The sequence below is a fragment of the Kocuria sp. CPCC 205263 genome, from assembly GCF_040981075.1.
Lineage (GTDB): Bacteria > Actinomycetota > Actinomycetes > Actinomycetales > Micrococcaceae > Kocuria > Kocuria rosea.
This window is the reverse complement of the sequence record NZ_JAVKPV010000003.1, coordinates 96,259-110,829: the sequence shown is the minus strand read 5'-3', so window position 1 is coordinate 110,829 and position 14,571 is coordinate 96,259. Positions and strand designations below refer to the sequence as shown.

Sequence of the window (14,571 nt, the reverse complement as noted above, 5' to 3'; positions counted from 1 at the left end):
GCACGGACGGGGGCGGCGCCGTGCTACGTCACGGGCTTCGGCTCCGCGCCGCGCTCGTGCACGTAGGCGGCCATGGTGATCACGGTGACGAGCTGCACGGCGACCACCACGAAGGTCCAGCCGCCCTCCGCGACGACGTAGACGGCGGCGGAGACGGCGAGCCCCAGCGGCAGGACGCGCGACACGGCGAGCGCGCGGCCGGACTCGCCGGGGGCCCCCGGCGGGTCGGGGCCGGGGCCGTGCCCGGCGGCCGGCTCCGGGGGCTCCGGGGCGGGCGCGGCGGCGGGCTCGGTCCGTCGGCGTCGCGCGGTGTGGACGGTGCTGACCAGCACCGCCACGTAGAGGGCCGCGACGAGACCGGTGACGAACAGCATGACGGTGCCGTCGTCGTCGCCGACGCACAGCCCCACGACGAGACCGAGGGCCACCGGCAGGAGCCAGAGCCCCAGCAGCAGCCTGTCGCGCACGGTCAGCACGAGGCCTCCCCCCGTTCGACGATCCCCGTGACCGCATCCTCGCACCCGGCGACCTCGCGTGTCTGACCCCTCATCCGGGGATGGCGCGGCCGGGGCCGCCGGGCACGGGGAGCACGGTCCCGCGCCCGGGACGGCCCTCCGCCCCGGGGTGCGTCCCGGACGGTGCTGTGACCTCCGGCGTCACACACGCGGGGGTCGCCGCCCTCTGCGGCGCGCCGTGCGGTGCCGGACGGGCACCGGACGTAGAACAGGAGGGTGCCTCGCGCGATCCCCCGACGCGTGCCCTCCCCCAGGCGCACTTCCTCTCGTCCCCCCAGGAGCACCATGCGCAACACCCTCTTCCCCTCGTCCGCCCCGGGGGCGGACCCTGCGTCCCGCCGCGGTGTCGCCGCGGGCAGGTGGATCGTGGCGGGGCCGCTGCACCTCGTCCTGGCGATCGGGCTGGTGGCGGGCTGCGCGTCCAGCACCGCGTCCACCGACCCGGCCGCCGGCCCCGTCCCGGGGACGGTGACGACGGTGCCCGCCGCCCCCTCCCCGAGCGCCGAGCCCGGCAGCACGCCCTCGCCGACGGCCTCGAGGACCCCGGGGACGGTCACCACGGTCACCCCGTCGCCGAGCTCCGCCCCGGAGCCGTCGGAGACCCCCGTCCGGGCCGTCGCCCCGCCCTCGGGGGCGTTCCTCGCCCTGGAGGACCTGCCGGTCGCCGCCGCCGGGACGATGTCCGACTACGACCGCGACGCCCTGTTCGGCGGGTGGATCGACGCCGACGGCGACTGCGAGGACTCCCGCAACGAGGTCCTGGCCCGGGACCTGACCGGCATCACCACCGCCGACGGGTGCAGGGTCGACACCGGTACCCTCGCCGACCCGTACACGGGGGCGTCCATCGACTTCGTCCGCGGGGTCGCGACCTCCGCCGACGTCCAGGTGGACCACGTGGTCTCGCTCGGCAACGCCTGGGTCACCGGGGTGCGCCGGCTCTCCCAGGCCGACCGCGTGGCCCTCGCCAACGACCCGCTGAACCTGCTGGCGGTCGACGGCCCGGCCAACGGCTCGAAGTCCGACCAGGACGCCTCGCGGTGGCTGCCCCCGAACCGGGCCTTCGCCTGCGAGATGGTGGCCGTCCAGATCGCGGTGAAGACCCGCTACGGCCTGTGGGTCACCGCCCCGGAGAAGACCGCCATGGCCGAGGTGCTCACCGGCTGCCCCGACCAGCAGCTGCCCGGCAGTACGCCGTTCGGCGACATCCCCGGAGGCGCCGGGGCCGCTCCGGCCCCCGCCGAGGAGGCCCCGGCCGGTCAGGCTCCCGTGCCCGCGGACGTGCACTACGCCAACTGCGGCGCCGCCCGGGAGGCCGGCGCCGCACCGCTGCTGCGGGGGGAGCCCGGCTACCGGGAGGCCATGGACGGCGACTCCGACGGCGTCGCGTGCGAGTAGGACGACAGCGGGACGGGGATCGGACGACGGACGCCACCCGCTGCGCCACCGCCCCCACCGCCCCCGCGGCCGCCGCCGGCCGGCGCCGAGGACGCGCGGCCGCGCTCAGCCCTGCCAGGCGGTCCGACCACCGGCGCGGCGGGCGAACTCCGCGGCGCGGCGGTGCGGCAGCGCGTCCCACAGGGACCCCGCCGCCATGCCCACGAACCACAGGCACGGGAACCACCAGCGCCCGCCGCCCAGGTGCAGATAGCACGACACGACGAGGACGAGGGTCAGCGCGATGTTGAGGAACATCAGCGTCATCTGGTGCGGCACAGCGGCCCCCTTCACAGTTCTGCGGCATGCCCTCCGCATCGTGGCACGGCCCGCCCCTCCCCGTCTGACCCCTCTTGGGTGGGCAACTCTCCGGCGGGCCACCCCGGTTCGCCGCCCGGCCCGCCTACAGTGGGAACCCCGCCCCCCAGCGAAGCAGAGGCACCCCATGAGCACGAAGGCCGTCGTCACCAGTCTGTTCCTCGCGTCCGGTCTCGCCCTGGCCGGCTGCGCCGGCGACCCCCAGGTCCAGGAGGACACCCCCGCCGCCCGGACCTCGCCCTCCCCCTCGGGCACGGCCCCGGAGACGACGCCGGAGGCGACCTCCGAGTCGACCCCCGAGCCCACGGAGCCCCCGGCGTCCGCGGAGCCCGCGGAGCAGCCCGACGACGCCGACGAGGAGCCGGGCGAGGAGTCCCCGGCGCAGCCCGCGCCCGCGGAACCCGTCCTCGCCGACGCGTGGTCCGCGTTCTCCACGACGCCCGAAGGACAGCCGTACGCCGGGACCGTGTCCGGGATCGAGCAGCAGGCGGCCCCGGGCGGCGGTCTCGTGCACCGGCTCACCGCGGACACGAACGACCGCGCCGTGGCCGTCGAGATCTGCCGGGCCTACCAGGCCGCGATGAGCACCGGCCAGGACCGGATCGACGTCGTCGACACCGTCGGGCAGCTCCTCGCCTTCGCCCCGGGCGGCCCCGGCACCTGCCAGGTGCAGGTCAGCACGGACGTCGGGGCCGTGCCCTTCCCGGCGAAGTTCAGCTACGAGGAGGCACTGGCCGCGTGGCGGAGCGGGGTGCCCTACTACGACGCCTTCTGCATCAACTACGACCCGGTGACGGAGGCCGGCGCCGCCCAGTGCACGGGCATCGAGAACGGCACCGTGGACAGCGTGACCGGGGAGTACATCGGCGGGTGATCGGCACCCGCACGGGACGCCGGGGCATCGACGGCGCCCCGTACGGGGCGTACCCTGCCCATCATGGGGGACACTGTGCAGCGGGCGGTCTTCACCACCCGTGACCCGGCCCAGGCCCTGGCCAAGCTGGACGAGGTCTACGCCCTGCGTGACGTGCAGTGGATCACGGGCGGGGACTTTTCCATGTCCCTCACCTCGACCGGCGCAGGACCGGTGAACTACGGGCGGCTGCGGCTGGGCGGCTCCTCCGTCCTGGGCACCACCGGGTGCGCCGAGGTGGTGCGGATCGGCCATGTGCTGGACGGCGTGCTGAGCACCACCAGCGGCCCCGACCGTTTCCCACGCCGGGGCCCGTTCCTGTTCCCTCAGCTCCCGTGCACCAGCTACTGGGCGGACCTCGACATGTTCAGCGTCTCCGTGGACGGCGCCGCGGTGGTGGAGCAGGCCAGGCAGCTGCTGGGGGCGGACTCCTTCCGGCTGCAGTTCACCGGCACCCGCCCCGTCAGCCCGGTCATGGCCCGGTACTGGTCGAGCACCGTGGCCCACCTGCGGCGCGACCTGCTGCCCAACACCCAGGTGATGAGCAGTCCCCTCGTCCGGAGCGAGATGACCCGGTTCCTGATCACGGCGCTGCTGCACACCTTCCCGAACACCTTCCTCCAGGGTCCGCCGGTGCTCGATGTTCCCGCTCCCCGCCCGGCGGCGCTGCGCCGGGCCGTCTCGTTCGTCGACGCCCACCTGAGCGAGGACATCGGGCTGCCGGAGATCGCCGCGGCCGCGAGGCTGAGCCCTCGCGGGGTGCAGGCGGCGTTCCGCCGCGAGCTGCACACCACCCCGACCGCCTATCTGCGCTCCGCCCGGCTCGAGGCCGTCCACCGTGATCTGCTGGCCGCCGACCCGACCACCGGGACAACGGTGGAGGCGGTCGCCGCCCGGTGGGGCTTCACCCACCGCGGACGGTTCGCCACCGCCTACCGGGACAGCTTCGGTCAGGCCCCGTCCACCACCCTGCACTCATGACGGCGTCGCGCCCGAGGAGGAACTGACGTGACGGAGCCGCTGCCCATCCGCCTGCGCGTGGCGACCACCGACCCCGAGGTCGCCAACGACAGGCTCCGGCAGACCTACGCGGGGGCAGAGATCCGCACGCCCCGCGACGACCCCGCGTTCGCCTACCGCCAGGACGTGGACGGGGACGCCGAGCTGAGCCTGGGTCGGTTCCACTTTAGGGGCCGTGGCCGGGTGAATCTGGTTCTGGAGGACACGCTCACGGTGGTCCGACGCCGCACGGGCGCCCACCGCTGGGAGGTCGACGGCCGTCGCGGCACCGGCCTGATGGTCATCCAGCCGCACGAGGACTACCGGGCCGAGCTGGAGTTCCTGGAGGTCGACTCGCTGAACCTGCACCTGCCCGCCCTGCAGGACACCGCCCGGGCCGTCCACGGCGACCTGGATCTCGAGGTCGCCTTTGACCATCCCCGGCCCGCGTCAGCCGCGCGCGCGAAGTACTGGGCCGACACCTACGAGCACGTCCACGAGGCCCTCACGGATCCCGCGATCGCCACCGTCCCCCTGCTGCGGGCGGATCTGCGGCGCCGCATGTCGGTGGCCACCCTGGAGGCGTTCTGCCTCTCCGGTGACCCGAGCACCCGGCGGACCTCGGTCGCCGCCCGGCAGACCGCCCACCGGAAGGCCGTGGAGTTCATGCACGCGTCCCTGTCGCTGCCGATCACGGTCGAGGACGTCGTCCGCCACGTGGGCCTGAGCACGGTCGAACTCACCGAGGTGTTCCGCTCCCGGACGGGGATGACCCCCGCGGACCACCTGCGCGGTCTGCGACTGGCGGCCGCCCACCAGGACCTGGTGCGCGGTGCCCCGGCTGATGGTGAGACGGTGCGCGCGATCGCCCTGCGCTGGGGCTTCCTCCACGCCGGGGACTTCGCCCGCCGTCACCGGCAGGCCTACGGGGAGAACCCGGCGCGCACCCTGCACGGATAGGCTCGGCGCGAGCCCGACGGCCCCCGGCTCCGGCGGCTGCTCAGCTCCCGCAGCGTGTCGTGCAGGCCCCGAAGCCGTCCGGTGGCCGGCGCCTCAGGTCCCGCAGTAGGTCGTGTAGGCGCCGAAGTCCTCCGGGGGGCCGGCGGCGTAGCGCTCCAGGCCCGGACGCTCCTCGTAGGGGGCGGTCACCGCCTCCAGGAGCCGTCCCAGCGGGTCGAGGTCGCCGTCCACGGCGGCGGCGAGGGCCTCCTCCACGAGGTGGTTGCGGGGGATGTGCACGGGATTGACGCGGTCCATCGCCTCGGGGTCCGGCCCCACGGCGAGCCAGCGCTCGGCCCAGGCGTCGAACGCCGGCAGGTCGAGGACCAGGTCGCGCGCGGCGGTCGCGCCGGTGCGGGCGGTCCCGGCCAGGGCGCGGAAGAACGAGGTCCAGTCGACGCGGTTCTGCTGGAGCAGCACGAGCAGGTCGTCGACCAGGAACGAGGCGACCTCGTCGTCGAGGTCCTCGGGCAGGCCGAGCTTCGACCGGATCCCGGCGGACCAGGCCGCGCTGTACTGCGGCGCGAATGCCCCGAGCGCCCCCTCCGCCAGGGACACCGCCCGGTCCTGGTCCTCGTCGAGCATCGGCAGCAGGGCCTCGGCGAGCCGGGCGAGGTTCCACTGCGCGGCGACCGGCTGGTTCCGGTAGGAGTAGCGCCCGCCGTGGTCGATCGAGCTGTAGACCGCGGCCGGGTCGAAGGCGTCCAGGAACGCGCACGGCCCGTAGTCGATGGTTTCCCCCGAGATGGTCGTGTTGTCGGTGTTCATCACCCCGTGCACGAACCCCAGGAGCATCCACCGGGCCACGAGCGAGGCCTGGGCGGCGACGACCGCCTCGAACAGCGCGAGGTACGGGTGCTCGGCGGCGGCGGCGCCGGGGTGGTGGCGGCTGATGGCGTGGTCGGCGAGCCGGCGCAGGAGGTCGGGGTCGCCCGTGGCGCGGGCGTACTGGAAGGTGCCCACGCGCAGGTGGCTGCTCGCCACCCGGGCGAGCACGGCCCCCGGCAGCAGGGTCTCGCGGCGCACCTGCCGTCCTGTGGCCACCACGGCCAGGGACCGGGTGGTGGGGACGCCCAGGGCGTGCATCGCCTCGCTGACGATGTACTCGCGCAGCATGGGCCCGATCGCCGCGAGACCGTCGCCGCCGCGCGCGAAAGGCGTCCGCCCGGAGCCCTTGAGGTGCAGGTCCCGCCGGCGGCCGCCGGCGTCCACGATCTCGCCCAGCAGCAGGGCGCGCCCGTCGCCGAGGCGCGGGGAGAACGAGCCGAACTGGTGCCCGGAGTAGGCCTGCGCCACCGGTGTCGCCCCGGGCGGCACGAGGTTGCCGACCAGCAGGCGTGCGCCCTCCGGGCCGCGGAGCCACTCCGGGTCCAGCCCCAGGTCGGCGGCCAGGGGCTCGTTGAGGACCAGCAGCCGGGGCTCGGCGACGTCGTCGGCCCGCCAGGGCACGGACAGCTCCCCCAGCTCCTGGGCGAAGCGGCTCTCGAAGGTGACGGTGGACAGGGCTGCGGTGCTCACGATGTCCACGCTACCCCGCGAACCCGGCGCCGCCGAGGGGTCGGCGGGATCAGGAGTGCTCGGCGGTCCGCAGCACGGCCACGAGGAAGTCGCTGTCCTCCCGGAACGGGCGCAGGTCCCAGGTGGAGAGCAGCACGTCGGGCACGAGACCGGCCCGCTCGGCGTCCTGCAGGAACTCCGCGAACGGGTAGCCGCGGCCGGCGCCGAAGCCCACGGCCGCCCGGCCGTCGGCGGCCAGGTGAAGGCGGAAGCGGCGCAGCACCTCGAGGCGCGTGCTGGGGGCCAGGAAGGCCATCACGTTGCCGGCGCACACCACGGCATCGAAGGGCTCCGGGACGCCCCGGGCGGGCAGGTCCAGCTCGGCCAGGTCCCCCACGAGCCACCGGGGACCCGGGTGGTCCTCCCGGGCGGCGGAGACCAGCGCGGGGTCGACGTCGACCCCGACGACGGTGTGCCCGCGGCGGTGCAGGTGGCCGCCCAGCCGGCCGGGACCGCACCCGGCGTCGAGGATCCGGGAGCCGGGCGGGACCATGGCCTCGACCAGCCGCGCCTCCCCCACGACGTCCTCACCGGCGGCCGCCATGGCCCGGAACCGTTCGACGTACCACGACGAGTGCCCGGGATCCGCGCGCACCTTCTGCATCCACATGCTCTGCTCGACCACACGGCCAGGGTACCGCCCGCCGGTCGGGTGCCCGTGCGACGGCGCTGCGCTGCGCGCCGGCTCGTTCAGTCCGCGACGACGGCCTCGACGTCGACCGGTTCGCTGATGAGTCCGTGCTCCCGCATCTGCTCCTCGGTGAACTCCAGGGACTCGACGTCGATCTCGGACTTCCACTGCGGGAGGGTCATGGACCCGGCGACCTCGGGCGTCACACGGGCCAGCTCGGGCAGCGCGGCGCGGAACGCGTCCGGGTCCTCCGCCACGGACGCGGCGGTGGCCTCCAGTCCGTTCCGGAAGGCCTCGATGACCTCGGGGTTCTGCTCGCGGTACTCCTGGGTGGCCAGGAAGGACCCGACCATCAGGCCGGAGCGGGCCTCCACGTACGGCCACAGGACGGGCCGGGCCCCGGACTCCGCGCCGATGGTGACGAACGGCTCGATCTCCCACGCCGCGTCGATCTGTCCCCGCTCGAGAGCGGGGATCATGTCGGGGAAGCCGATCTCCACGAACTCGACGCCGGCCGGATCCACCCCGTGCTCCTCCAGCGCGGCGGAGATGGTGACGTCGCCGATGTTCTCGAGGGTGTTGACCGCGATGGTGCTGCCAGCCAGGTCCGCCGGATCGCGGATGTCGCTGTTCTCCGCGACGAGCACGGCCGAGAAGTCCTCCCCCTCGGTCTCGGAGCCGAAGGTGCCCGGAGCCACCATGGTGATGGGCAGGCCCTTCTCCACGGCCAGCAGGGCGCTGACCGTGTTGGAGCCGGCCAGCTGCAGCCCGCCGCTCATCAGTCCGGGCACGGCCGCCGCCCCGCCGGCGCTGACGTCGACGGTGACGTCGAGTCCCTGCTCCTCGAAGAAGCCCTGCTGCACGCCGTAGTTCAGGTATGCGGAGGGAACGCCGGCGGTCTCGGCGACGTTGACGGCGACGGGTGCGGCCGGGTCCAGCCCCTCGGCCTCCGGGGACTCGGTCCCGGCCCCGCATCCGGCCAGCAGCAGGGCTGCGGCGGCCGCGCTGACGAGTGGCGTGCGCTTCATCGTGGACTCCTTCGTCGTGTGGTCGTGCGGTGCATCGCGGTGGTGACGTGCCCGGTGTCCGGGGCGTACGGGGCGCGCGGGGCGCTCAGCCGGTCCGGTCCGGGCCGTCCGCGGCCCGGAGCTCGTCGAGGCTGTAGCCGGCGATCTGCTGGTACCGGCGGGAGATCGCGGCGATCTCCTCCGCACTGATGACGTCCTCGATCCGGTCGAAGGGCCGGTCCCCGGTGCGCTCCCACACCTCGCGGATGATGGTGTCCGGCGGGGACGTCCGGTTGGCCAGGACCACGGCCGACGTCCGGGGCAGCCGCTCGGCCTCGTAGTCGGCGAGCGCCTGCAGCGGGCCGGTGCCGGCGGCCAGCAGCTCGGCGAGCCGGTGCGCGTCGAGGACGGCCTGGCCGGCGCCGTTGGACCCGCGCGGCACCATGGGGTGGGCCGCGTCGCCGAGCAGGGTCACCCGGCCGAAGGTCCAGCGCGGGAGCGGGTCCTGGTCCACCATCGGGTACTCGAGCACGGTCTCGGCGCCCGTGATGAGCGCGGGGACGTCCAGCCAGTCGAACGTCCAGTCCTGGAAGACGCCCAGGAAGTCCTCCAGGCGGCCCTCCCGCGTCCAGTCGCGGCGAGCCCGCTGCGGGGCCTCGAGCTCCGCGACCCAGTTGACGAGCTGATTGCCGTCGTAGTCGACGTCGCGGATGGGGTAGACCACCATCTTGCCGCTGGCGAGCCAGCCGATCCGCGCCATGCTCGCCCCCGTGAGGAAGGGCGGCGCCACGGTCGTGCCGCGCCACATCGTGACCCCGGAGTACCGCGGCTCGCCCTCGTCCGGGTAGAACTGCCGGCGCACCGCGGAGTGGACGCCGTCACAGGCGACGACGACCTCCGCGCGGACGTCAGGCAGCTCGGCGCCGTCGCTGGTCCGGGTGAAGCGGGCGACGGCGCCGGCGCCGTCCTGGTCCACGGACTCGCACCGGTGGTCGGTGACCACCGCGTCCTCGCCCAGTCGCTCGCGCACGGCGTCGAAGAGCACCTGCTGCAGGTCTCCGCGGTGGATCGAGAACTGGGGGCTGTCGTACCCGGCGTGACGCCCCGCCGGCTCGGCGTGGATGAACTGCCCGAACCGGTTGTAGAAGACCGCCTCCCGGGTGGTCACCCCGACGGCCGCGAGCGCGGGTTCGAGGCCGAGGCGGCCGAGCACGGCCGTGGCGTGCGGGAGCAGGTTGATCCCCACACCGAGCGGCCGGAGCTCCGGGGCTGCTTCGTAGACGCGGCACGGGATGCCCACCCGGTGCAGCTCAAGGGCCAGGACCAGACCCCCGACACCGGCGCCGACGACCGTCACCCGGGGTGCCGGGCCCTGCCAGGGCCCGGCGGCCGCCGGGCCCTGCTCCGCTCGTGTCATGTTCTGCTCTCCCTGCCCGCACCGGGCGCCGCCGCCCGGTGTCCTGGGGAGTAACGCTAGGCAGGTGTTGCGCAGAGAAGGATCGTTCCGTCAGTCTTTCTTCCATGCAGAACAAACCGGAGCTGCCGCCGTACGCCATCGAGTCCGTCTCGAACGCCCTGCGGCTGCTGCTGATGCTCCGCGACCGCGACTCCCTCCGGGTCACGGACGCCGCCGCGGAGCTGGGCGTGGCCCGCTCCACGGCCCACCGGCTCCTCATGACCCTGGCCCACGAAGGATTCGTCCAGCAGGAGCGCAACTCCCGCGCCTACCGGCCGGGGCCGCAGCTGCTCGAGTTCGCGCTCTCCTCCGCCAGCATCCCGGAGCTGCGCCAGGTCGCGCACCCGCTCCTGGAGACACTCTGCGCCGCCCTCGAGGAGACCGTGAACCTCATGGCCCTCGAGGGGCCGAGCGTACGGTTCGTCGACAGCGTGGAGTGCGACCGTCCCGTGCGGGTCAGCGGACGGACCGGCGCCCTGCTCCCGGTGCACGCCACGGCCGGCGGCAAGGTCCTCCTGGCCGCGGCGGACCCGGCGGCGGCTCAGGCCCTGCTCGAAGCCGGCCTCCCCCGCATGACCGGGCGCACCACCACGAGCCCCCGGATCCTGCGCGAGGAGCTGGCGGACATCCGGCGGTCCGGCTACGCGCTCAATCTCGGCGAGAGCCTCGACGGCCTGCACGCGGCGGCCGTTCCCGTCACCGACGCCGCGGGCAGGGCCCTGGCGGCGCTGGCCGTGAGCGTCCCGGCCGATCGGGGCGGCCTCTCGGGTCTGCGGCGCCACGTACCCGCACTGCAGGAGACGGCGGGCCAGATCAGCGGACTGCTCTGACCGGCGGTGACCGGGCCCGTCCACTTCCCTCCGTTTTCAGGCTACAGCGCGGCGGGGGGCTTGCGGCAAGACCCCGGTCGCGCCGCAGAATGCTCGGGCCGGGAGCGGCACCTGCGGACGGAGGGGCAGCAGATGGACGAGCACGAGGTGGTGGTCGTCGGCGGCGGGCCGACGGGTCTGATGCTGGCGGGAGAGCTGGCGCTGGCGGGGGTCGACGTCGTCGTCCTCGAGCGGAGGACCGGTCACGAGCTCGTCGGCTCGCGCGCGGGCGGGCTGCACGCGCGGACCATCGAGGTCCTCGACCAGCGCGGCGTCGCCGACCGGTTCCTCGCTGAGGGCACGACCGCCCAGGTCGCCGGGTTCGCCGGCACCCCCCTGGACATCAGCGACTTCCCCACCCGACACCCCTACGGTCTCGCGCTGTGGCAGAACCACATCGAGCGGCTCCTGGCCGGCTGGATCGGCGAGCTGGGGGTGCCGGTCCGCTACGGGCACGAGGTGACGGGCGTGGCCCAGGACGGCACGGGCGTCGACGTCGAGCGGCCCGACGGCCGGCCGCTGCGGGCGCAGTACGTCGTCGGGTGCGACGGAGGGCGGAGCCGGGTCCGGAAGGCGGCGGGCATCGGGTTCCCCGGGTGGGACCCGACGACGAGCAGTCTGCTCGCCGAGGTGGAGCTGACCGAGGAGCCGGAGTGGGGCATCCACCAGGACGCCGTCGGCAAGCACGCCTTCCGCCGGCCCCAGGACGGAGGGCCGGCGGGGGTCATGGTGACCGAGCGCCGCGTGGGGCCCGGCCGTGAGCCCACCCTGCGCGATCTCCGCGCGGCGCTCGTCGCGGTGTACGGGACGGACTACGGGGTGCACAGCCCCACCTGGATCACGCGGTTCACCGACACGACCCGGCAGGCGGCGTCCTACCGGAACGGGCGCGTCCTGCTGGCCGGCGACGCCGCGCACGTGCACGCCCCGGACGGTGGGCAGGGCCTCAACACCGGGGTGCAGGACGCGGTGAACCTGGGCTGGAAGCTGGCCCAGGTCGTCGGAGGGACCTCATCGGAGGATCTCCTGGACAGCTACCACGCCGAACGCCACCCGGTGGCCGCCCGCGTGCTGCGCCTCACCATGGCGCAGGTCGCGCTGCGCCGCCCCGACGACCGCGTCCGGGCCGTGGGCGGGACGGTCGCCGAGCTCCTGGCCATGGACGAGCCGCGCCGGCGGTACGCGGCGACGATGTCCGGCCTGGACATCCACTACGACCTCGGCGCGGGACACCCGCTGCTCGGGCGGCGCGTGCCGGATCTCGACCTCCGCACGGCCGGCGGCCCGGCGCGGGTCTTCGCCCTCCTGCACGCGGCACGTCCGGTGCTGCTCGAGCTCGGCACGCCCGGCGGTGTCGACATCGGGCGCTGGGCGGACCGCGTGCGACTGGTCACCGCCGCGCACCACGGCCGCTGGGAGCTTCCGGTGCTCGGGCCGGTCACCCCGCCCACCGCGGTGCTGATCCGGCCGGACGGGCACGTGGCCTGGGTGGGCGAGGGCGACACGTCAGGGCTCGAGGCCGCGCTCACCACTTGGTGCGGTCCGCCGGCGGGGGCCCGTGCCGTCAGCGCAGATCGAACCGGTCGAGCTCCATGACCTTGACCCACGCGGCGACGAAGTCGCGCACGAACTTCTCCTGTGCGTCGTCGCCGGCGTAGACCTCCGAGATCGCCCGCAGCTGGGAGTGCGAGCCGAAGACCAGGTCGGCGGCGGTGGCCGTCCACCTGAGCTCGTCAGTGGCGAGATCGCGGATCTCGAAGACGTCCTCCGAGGACTCCGCCGCCCTCCACTGCGTGCCGGCCGCGAGGAGATTGACGAAGAAGTCGTTGGTCAGCGCCTCCTTCCGGTCGGTGAGGACGCCGTGCTCCGACTGCCCGTGGTTCGTCCCCAGGCTCCGCATGCCGCCGACCAGGACCGTCATCTCGGGGGCGGTGAGGTTGAGCATGTACGCGCGGTCGAGCAGCAGCGTCTCGGGTGAGAGCCGCGCGTCGGACTGCACGAAGTTCCGGAAGCCGTCGGCCTGCGGCTCCAGCACGGCGAAGGACTCGACGTCGGTCTGCTCCTGCGCGGCGTCCGTGCGCCCGGGCCGGAACGGGACCTGGGCCGGGTGGCCGGCGTTCCGGGCCGCGCGCTCGACGGCCGCGCAGCCGCCGAGCACGATCAGGTCGGCCAGCGAGATCCTCGTGCCGTCGGACCGACCGCCGTTGAAGTCCTTCCGGACCTGCTCGAGGACGCGCAGCACCTCGGCCAGCCGCTCCGGCTCGTTCACCTCCCAGCCGCGCTGCGGCTCGAGCCGGATGCGGGCGCCGTTGGCCCCGCCCCGGTTGTCGGTGCCCCGGAAGCTCGCCGCGGAGGCCCACGCGGTGGAGGCCAGCTGCGCCACGGTCAGCCCCGAGCCGAGGAGGGTCTCCTTCAGGGCGGCGACATCGTCGTCCCCGACGAGCTCGTGGTCGACCGCCGGGACCGGGTCCTGCCACAGCTGCGGCTCCGGGACCCACGGCCCCAGGAAGCGCGTGACCGGGCCCATGTCGCGGTGCAGAAGCTTGTACCAGGCCTTGGCGAACGCCTCCGCGAACTCGTCCGGGTGCTCGTGGAACCGCCGCGAGATCTTCTCGTACACCGGGTCCGCCCGGAGCGCGAGATCGGTCGTCAGCATCGTCGGCCGGTGCTTCCGCCCCGGGTCGAAGGCGTCCGGGACAGTCTCGGTCGCGTCCTCGGCGACCCACTGGTGGGCCCCGGCGGGGCTCTCGGTCAGCTCCCACTCGTGGCCGAACAGGTTGCCGAAGAAGCCGTTGCCCCACTGGGTCGGGGTGCTGGTCCAGGTCACCTCCAGACCGCTGGTGATCGTGTCCGGCCCCTTGCCCGTCCCGTAGCTGCTCCTCCAGCCCAGGCCCTGCCCCGTGACCGGACATGCCTCGGGCTCGGGGCCCACGTGATCGGCGGGCCCGGCTCCGTGGGTCTTCCCGAAGGAGTGCCCGCCGGCGATCAGCGCGACCGTCTCCTCGTCGTTCATCGCCATGCGGCCGAACGTGTCGCGGATGTCCCGGGCCGACGCGAGCGGGTCGGGGTTTCCGCCGGGGCCCTCGGGGTTGACGTAGATCAGCCCCATCTGGACCGCGGCCAGCGGGCCCGAGAGCTCGCGGTCACCGGCGTAGCGCTCGTCGCCGAGCCAGGCGTCCTCCGGGCCCCAGAACATCTCCTCGGGCTCCCACACGTCCTCGCGCCCGAAGCCGAAGCCGAACGTCCGGAAGCCCATCGACTCGAGTGCGACGTTCCCGGCGAGCACCAGCAGGTCGGCCCACGAGATCTTCCGGCCGTACTTCTGCTTGACCGGCCACAGCAGGCGCCGGGCCTTGTCCAGGTTGGCGTTGTCCGGCCAGCTGTTGAGCGGGGCGAACCGCTGGGCGCCCTCCCCGGCACCCCCGCGGCCGTCCGCGATCCGGTAGGTGCCGGCCGAGTGCCAGCTCATCCGGATGAACAGCCCTCCGTAGTGCCCGAAGTCGGCTGGCCACCAGTCCTGCGAGGTGGTCATGAGCTCGACGAGGTCGCGCTTGAGCTCCTCGACGTCGAGCGTCGCGAACTCCTTCGCGTAGTCGAAGTCGGGGCCCAGCGGGTCGGTCGTGGTCGAGTGCTTCCGCAGGACGTTCAGGTCCAGCTGGTTGGGCCACCAGTCCTGGACCGTCCGCGGCTGACCGGTCTTGGGGGTGGGCGCATCGATCGCCGGGTTCTCGCTCTCGCTGCCGTGCACGGGAGCATCAGGCGCCTGGGACATGGGTCTTCCTTCCAGGATGGCGGTACCGGTCCGGGGCCGGCGGCGGGCGGGTGGGGTGCTGGGCCAAGGAGCGCCGCTCGGGTGACCGAGCCGGTCTC

Annotated in this window: 13 protein-coding genes; 6 read left to right on the top strand and 7 right to left on the bottom strand. The window is 74.2% G+C overall.

Annotation, left to right across the window (positions count from 1 at the left end):
• Positions 1–23 precede the first annotated feature (23 nt).
• Positions 24–476 carry a hypothetical protein gene (locus RF647_RS05250; protein WP_368810801.1) on the bottom strand — a complete coding sequence of 151 codons (453 nt, stop codon included), beginning with the start codon at positions 474–476 and terminating at the stop codon, positions 24–26.
• 324 nt (positions 477–800) lie between these two features.
• Between RF647_RS05250 and RF647_RS05245 the strand changes: the two genes are divergently transcribed.
• Positions 801–1,913 carry an excalibur calcium-binding domain-containing protein gene (locus RF647_RS05245; protein WP_368810800.1) on the top strand — a complete coding sequence of 371 codons (1,113 nt, stop codon included), beginning with the start codon at positions 801–803 and terminating at the stop codon, positions 1,911–1,913.
• 105 nt (positions 1,914–2,018) lie between these two features.
• On the opposite strand, the gene RF647_RS05240 is transcribed toward RF647_RS05245, so the two are convergent.
• Positions 2,019–2,231: a hypothetical protein gene (locus RF647_RS05240; protein WP_095650504.1), complete on the bottom strand. Its 213-nt coding sequence runs from the start codon at positions 2,229–2,231 to the stop codon at positions 2,019–2,021.
• Between the two features lie 166 nt (positions 2,232–2,397).
• Between RF647_RS05240 and RF647_RS05235 the strand changes: the two genes are divergently transcribed.
• From RF647_RS05235 to RF647_RS05225, 3 genes are all read left to right on the top strand, one after another.
• Positions 2,398–3,144: a hypothetical protein gene (locus tag RF647_RS05235; RefSeq protein ID WP_368810799.1), complete on the top strand. Its 747-nt coding sequence runs from the start codon at positions 2,398–2,400 to the stop codon at positions 3,142–3,144.
• A 63-nt stretch (positions 3,145–3,207) separates the two neighbouring features.
• On the top strand, positions 3,208–4,164 hold the full coding sequence (locus RF647_RS05230; protein WP_368810798.1) for a helix-turn-helix transcriptional regulator: 957 nt from the start codon (positions 3,208–3,210) through the stop codon (positions 4,162–4,164).
• Between the two features lie 27 nt (positions 4,165–4,191).
• Entirely contained in the window at positions 4,192–5,142 is a 951-nt protein-coding gene (locus RF647_RS05225) for a helix-turn-helix transcriptional regulator (RefSeq protein WP_368810797.1), read from the top strand.
• A 93-nt stretch (positions 5,143–5,235) separates the two neighbouring features.
• Here RF647_RS05225 and RF647_RS05220 read toward each other — a convergent pair whose 3' ends face one another.
• The 4 genes from RF647_RS05220 to RF647_RS05205 all read right to left on the bottom strand — a co-directional run bounded on the left by RF647_RS05220 (position 5,236) and on the right by RF647_RS05205 (position 9,793).
• Positions 5,236–6,699 carry a YdiU family protein gene (locus tag RF647_RS05220; protein ID WP_368810796.1) on the bottom strand — a complete coding sequence of 488 codons (1,464 nt, stop codon included), beginning with the start codon at positions 6,697–6,699 and terminating at the stop codon, positions 5,236–5,238.
• A 49-nt stretch (positions 6,700–6,748) separates the two neighbouring features.
• The gene (locus tag RF647_RS05215; RefSeq protein WP_368810795.1) at positions 6,749–7,363 is read right to left on the bottom strand and encodes a class I SAM-dependent methyltransferase; all 615 of its coding nucleotides are present in this window, start codon (positions 7,361–7,363) and stop codon (positions 6,749–6,751) included.
• A 65-nt stretch (positions 7,364–7,428) separates the two neighbouring features.
• A complete protein-coding gene (locus RF647_RS05210; RefSeq protein ID WP_368810794.1) occupies positions 7,429–8,397 on the bottom strand; it encodes an ABC transporter substrate-binding protein in 969 nt (322 codons plus the stop codon).
• 85 nt (positions 8,398–8,482) lie between these two features.
• A complete protein-coding gene (locus tag RF647_RS05205; RefSeq protein WP_368810793.1) occupies positions 8,483–9,793 on the bottom strand; it encodes a flavin-dependent oxidoreductase in 1,311 nt (436 codons plus the stop codon).
• A gap of 104 nt (positions 9,794–9,897) precedes the next feature.
• Between RF647_RS05205 and RF647_RS05200 the strand changes: the two genes are divergently transcribed.
• Both RF647_RS05200 and RF647_RS05195 read left to right on the top strand, forming a co-directional pair.
• The gene (locus RF647_RS05200) at positions 9,898–10,662 is read left to right on the top strand and encodes an IclR family transcriptional regulator (RefSeq protein ID WP_368810792.1); all 765 of its coding nucleotides are present in this window, start codon (positions 9,898–9,900) and stop codon (positions 10,660–10,662) included.
• A 132-nt stretch (positions 10,663–10,794) separates the two neighbouring features.
• Positions 10,795–12,297, top strand: a complete 1,503-nt coding sequence (locus RF647_RS05195; RefSeq protein WP_368810791.1) for an FAD-dependent monooxygenase — start codon at positions 10,795–10,797, stop codon at positions 12,295–12,297.
• Here RF647_RS05195 and katG read toward each other — a convergent pair.
• The gene (katG, locus tag RF647_RS05190; RefSeq protein WP_368810790.1) at positions 12,266–14,473 is read right to left on the bottom strand and encodes a catalase/peroxidase HPI; all 2,208 of its coding nucleotides are present in this window, start codon (positions 14,471–14,473) and stop codon (positions 12,266–12,268) included. The two genes, RF647_RS05195 and katG, sit on opposite strands and share 32 nt — an antisense overlap.
• Positions 14,474–14,571 lie beyond the last annotated feature (98 nt).